This is a genomic window from Vibrio chemaguriensis (assembly GCF_012275705.1).
Classification (GTDB): Bacteria; Pseudomonadota; Gammaproteobacteria; order Enterobacterales; family Vibrionaceae; genus Vibrio; species Vibrio diabolicus.
On the sequence record NZ_SHOE01000053.1, the window covers coordinates 1 to 5,055 of the forward strand.

The window sequence follows — 5,055 nt, forward strand, 5'->3', positions numbered from 1 at the left end:
AGTGTTATCTCTACTAATCACGAGCTAAATGTGAAATTACATTAACTAGTGGGTTTTTAATAAATCTCCATTGTTTCAATGGTTTGATGTATGATTTGGGTCTTGACTATAAAGTAAATGTAGTACTGATTTTTCGTGCTTTTTGAGGTGGTGAATGGCGTTAGAAAATGAACATACGATAAAGTTGATGAATCAACAATTAAGTTTATCGACTTTAGCTCTGGGAGCTATAATGGTCGGTGTATTAATGCCTGCTGTTATTTATGGAATTAACCTTAGAGATCCGTCACCAACGGAGTTACTGATTTCAATATGTATCTCCTTGTTTTCAGGAGTAGTCTTTCTGTGGGTGCTAGATGCTACCTCAGTGTTACGATTTAGAGCTGAATGGATTGCCAAATCAGTCTATGGAGCAGCTATATCTTCTGTGTTAGGAACAAGTGTTGCCGTTTATTCAGACTCTTTTACTGAGCGCAAGTTTGAATATGAAGGGCTGTGGGAAATACAAATTCGTAACGTTGAACAGAACCAATTCGTTGCTGATGATGAATTGATTCTGCACTATAGTACCTCCAATAACTCTTACTATGGATTCTCCCGCATGCGAGCTGTGGACATAAAAAATCCTCAGATTGCTAATTGGTTTGAAGTGGTTGATTTTCAGCCCAAAGACTCAGTGATCATGGTTAAACTAACTAGTGTCGAGTCACCTGATTCTGTATACCAGTTCAAGCTTAAGCGGCAGCGAGAAGGCAAAGTTTTTAAAGGAAATCTCGTGTCAGGTGAATCACTATCTATTTCGATGACAAGACCCAGATAACACTTAACAAAGCGTTTAAGACAGATTCCCAACGCTTGGCATTCTCAGCTCAAGGTTGGGTTTTGTGTTTAAGGCGCAATGGTTTAGTCTCGGTGGGGGCGTTGCTCACTACTTAACGCGGCGTTATATTTAATTCGGAATTTACACTAAATTTATTAGTCTTAATATTCTGACAGATTATAATATTAAGAATAAAGTTGTTGGTAACTAGATAATTTTGGAATAGAACTTCATGAATTTAAAACTTCTTCGTAGGAAATTTAAGGCGTCATACTGGGTTGTGACAAATAAAATAGCTGCAATGTTAAACTTCGGGTCTAATTTGCTTCGTTCGATAATAAGCTCCTTGATATCAAATTACTTTTTTAACATCATATTTTTTCCGGTATTTGGCTATTCTATGTTGATTAACTATATGGCAGTGAATGACTTCTTTAGTTATGAAATTATATCTGATAGTTTGTTTGCTGTTAACTTATTCATTATGACAATGATAGCTGGACTGATGATTACTACTGTTGCGGTGTTCGGCTCATTAGTTCTATTAATGTCTAATTATGTAGGAAATAAGCGCAATAAAACTCCATTTTCATCATATTGGTTTTTAGCAGTCATTAACTTTATGATGGCTTTTATAGTCTTTTATCCTGTGGTTTCTTCAGAAGATAAATCTTTCCCGATATTTGTTCTTCTCATATGTATGTATCTTGCTTTGCATTACTCTGTGTTTTTGTTTGGTAAGTTTAAATTAAAAGTTTTATCACTTTTCTTTCTATTTGTTCTTGCAATAGGGGTAACTTTTACGGCACAAGACTTATCAGCGAGAGTATTTGCTAACGGTCTAAAAGCTTTTCAAGTTGGTGGTTCTGTCAAAATGAAGCTATATGATGAAGTAGAGCCAAAAGGCGAAGAGGTGGAGGTTCTACTTATTACTCCAAAAGCCGTATATTACAAAAAGGATGGTGCTACAGGGTTAGTACCATTTGATAAAGTCAAAAAATTGATTGAAGTGAAAAATTAAATATAACAATCTGTTTAAGAGGGATTCGCAACGCGTGGCATTTTTACCATGCGTTGATTTTTGTGTTTAAGGTGGTTGCGGTGGCATTGGTATTGCGTTGCTCACCCCTTAACAGGGCGTTAGGCGAATAGAGTAAGTTGATCATGAATGATGTTTCGTTAGCTATTGCTAGAAATATGTTCCATCTGCAAATTCATGAAGCAGATGGTCAAAGATTTGAGGATCTTTTCTCAAAAATAATGAGCTATAAAAGCCGTGATTTTCAACCTGTAAAGCCATATGGGAACATTGGTGATCGTAAAAATGATGGTTGGATACAAAGTGAAAATACTTATTACCAAGTTTATGCTCCTTCAAATATTGAGAAAAGCATTAACGATGCAGTTAATAAACTTGAAACTGACCTAGAGGGGTTACTGAAGCACTGGGATGAGTTATGTTCTGTTAAGAATTTTTACTTTGTACTGAATGACAAGTACAAAGGTGCTCCTCCTCAGTTACAACAAAAAATGCTGTCATTAAAGTCAAAGTTTGGATTGGAAGCAGCAGGTGTTTTGGTTGCTAAAGATCTTGAATTTGATCTGTTTGATTTACGCAGTGACATGATTCTCTCTGTTGTTGGTCATTTGCCACATATCAGTAACGAGGAATATATGTTTGTTTCTGGTTTTACTTGTTTTATTACTGCGTGGATAGATTTCGAAAAAGTTGGTCGTAAAAAATTACAGCAATTAGCTACAACAACCAATAGACGTCCAATAGTTGGTAAATTTTTAATAAGAGAGCTTCATACATTGGGTTTAATAAGTGCTGATGATGAAGATTTTTTGGTTAAAATAGCAGATAAGCGAAATCGTTTAGTTCATGGTGATACTTTAGATATACCTAAAAAATCTGATATTGACGACTTGGTATTGATAACCGAGCGCTTATAAAATTCGCCTAACAAAGCATTTAAGAGTGATTCGCAACGCTTGGCATTTTCGCTTCGCTCAAGTATAGCCAAGCGCCGCTCACACCTTAATGCGGCGTTATGCCTCAAGGTATTCTGACAGTTCGGAGAAAGCATGGATAGCTATAAAGAGAGACTTCAAAATACGTTCTTTAATTCCCTCTGGGTCAAAGCTGTAGGTGATTCTTATCCACAAGATCTTCAGCCATACAGTAGTTGTACAAATGAATTATTAGCAAGCCTAGCTGAGACTATCAGAGATTTAAAACCTAAAAGGATCTTAGATCTTGGTTGTGGATCAGGTGGTTTGAGTGTTTGGTTGGCAAAAGAGTTTGGGTGTACAGTTGTAGGATTAGATCGCTCGTTTGCAGCAATACAATTCGCTCGGGAAAGAACAGAGAAACAAGGGTTATGTGAAAAAGTGAGTTTTGAAGTTGCTTCGTTTGATTACATTAAAAAACTCGAGGGTAATTTCGACATGGTAGTTAGTATTGATGCACTACCATTTGCAAGCGATGAATATTCGGTTTTAACAGATATATATGAGCATTTAAACAACGGTGGGCAGTTATTTTTTACTACCCGTGCCCCTTTAGCTGACTCTCCAAAATTTAAACGTTTGGGCAAGACTTGGAACAAGGCTCTAACATATTCTGGCTTTGTAAATTCAGCTGAAGTCATCGAGAGAGCAGGTGTTTCAGAGTACTGGGCTTCAATCTATCATGAATGGTTAGCGAATGAGCAGCGACTGAGAGCGGAACTATCGGAGCAAGTTGTAGATCTTCTTCTAAACGAAGCAGATGAGGTAGGGTCTAGATTGTTTGACGGTAGACCTTGGTGGTTAATAAAAGCACAAAAGGCATAACAAAGCGTTTAAGACAGATTCCCAACGCATGGCATTTTTCACTCCATCGTTGGGTTTTGTGTTTACGGTGGTATGGTTAAGTTTCGTGGTGGCGTTGCTCACTACTTAACGCGGCGTTATGTGCTTTGGTGGAAATGGATATGGAAATCACAATCAGGCGTATCGAAACAGAAAGTGTTGAGGATAAAGTTATATACGAGACTTTGTTCAGAGAGTACCTATCTGAATTCTCAGTTGAGCTAGATCTCTCAGTAATTGCTCAGCTATTTGCATTACCTTATTTTCACGGATTTATCAGTTTTGTCGACGATAAGCCCGCCGCTTTTGCGGTTTGCTTTGAATCTTTCTCAACTTATCGTGCGCAAAGAGTGATGAATATTCATGACTTTATGGTGTCGGACAACTTTCGTGGTAAAGGTGTGGGGAAAGCACAACTGAATGGTATAGAACAGTATTGTCGTGATAATGATTACCTCAAAATCACACTAGAGGTCGGTGATGATAATGTTGCAGCGAAAAAGCTCTACAGTTCATTGGACTATGAAGATTACAGAGTAGTTTTGGCAGGGCAGCAACATTGGCAAAAGTACCTCAATTAGCACGCACATAACAAATTGTTCAAGAGTGATTCGGCACGCGTGGCATTTTTACTATGCGTTGGTTTTAGTGGTTAAGGTGGTATGCGGAGGCTTCGGTATTGCGTGCCTCACACCTTAACAAGGCGTTATGTACTTTGGAGGTCAAATGGATTTATCTTCAAATTTCAGAATGTTGGCGCTGTACAATCAGCGAATGAATAAGCAATTACTTGGTGTTTGCAGTGAGCTGACTCATGAGCAGTTGCATCAGAACACCAACTCATTTTTCCCTACAATCATGGCTCATTGGAATCATATCTTGTTCGGTGACTTGATTATGTTGCAGCGCCTTGTAGCAAATGAGTTGGTATCAGTTGAAGCTAGCATTTTAGAGAAATTACCCGTTTCTAAGTCAGTTTCTGACACGTTCGCTTCGAATCTAGACGAACTCTCTGAATTACGAGAACTTGTAGACTCAATCTACATTGAAATCACTAATCAGTTTACCGCTGATAGTTGTAACCAAGTAGTCAGGTACACGACAACAGAAGGGCAGGTGATTGAACGAACAGTTGGTGAATTTTGTCAGCATGTTTTCAACCATCAAACTCACCATAGAGGTCAACTAACCTGTTTGCTAAGTCAGTTTGGTTTAGACTTTGGCTGTACCGACCTGCCTATGATCGTGCCAGAGGGAGCACGTACATAACAATAAATTTAAGAGTGATTCACAACGCTTGGCGCCGTCACTTCAAGTCGGTTTAGTGTTTATGGCACAATGGTTTAAGTAAGGTGGCGGCGTTGTTCACACCTTAATTT

6 protein-coding genes are annotated in these 5,055 nt (G+C 38.2%); all 6 read left to right on the plus strand.

All coding sequences use genetic code 11. The features are described 5' to 3' along the window. The first annotated feature begins 154 nt into the window (after nt 1-154). The gene (locus EX191_RS22665) at nt 155-820 is read left to right on the plus strand and encodes a hypothetical protein (protein WP_047104086.1); all 666 of its coding nucleotides are present in this window, start codon (nt 155-157) and stop codon (nt 818-820) included. Between the two features lie 415 nt (nt 821-1,235). Beyond that, a complete protein-coding gene (locus tag EX191_RS22670) occupies nt 1,236-1,841 on the plus strand; it encodes a hypothetical protein (RefSeq protein ID WP_193448549.1) in 606 nt (201 codons plus the stop codon). Between the two features lie 143 nt (nt 1,842-1,984). Next, nucleotides 1,985-2,776 (plus strand): hypothetical protein, encoded by a 792-nt coding sequence (locus EX191_RS22680; protein WP_193448550.1) that lies wholly within the window; start codon nt 1,985-1,987, stop codon nt 2,774-2,776. A gap of 132 nt (nt 2,777-2,908) precedes the next feature. Continuing rightward, entirely contained in the window at nt 2,909-3,658 is a 750-nt protein-coding gene (locus EX191_RS22685; RefSeq protein WP_193448551.1) for an SAM-dependent methyltransferase, read from the plus strand. Nucleotides 3,659-3,798: 140 nt separating this feature from the next. Beyond that, complete coding sequence (locus EX191_RS22690; protein ID WP_193269558.1) at nt 3,799-4,257, plus strand: GNAT family N-acetyltransferase; 459 nt, start codon at nt 3,799-3,801, stop codon at nt 4,255-4,257. A 145-nt stretch (nt 4,258-4,402) separates the two neighbouring features. After that, nucleotides 4,403-4,945: a DinB family protein gene (locus EX191_RS22700; protein ID WP_193448552.1), complete on the plus strand. Its 543-nt coding sequence runs from the start codon at nt 4,403-4,405 to the stop codon at nt 4,943-4,945. Nucleotides 4,946-5,055 lie beyond the last annotated feature (110 nt).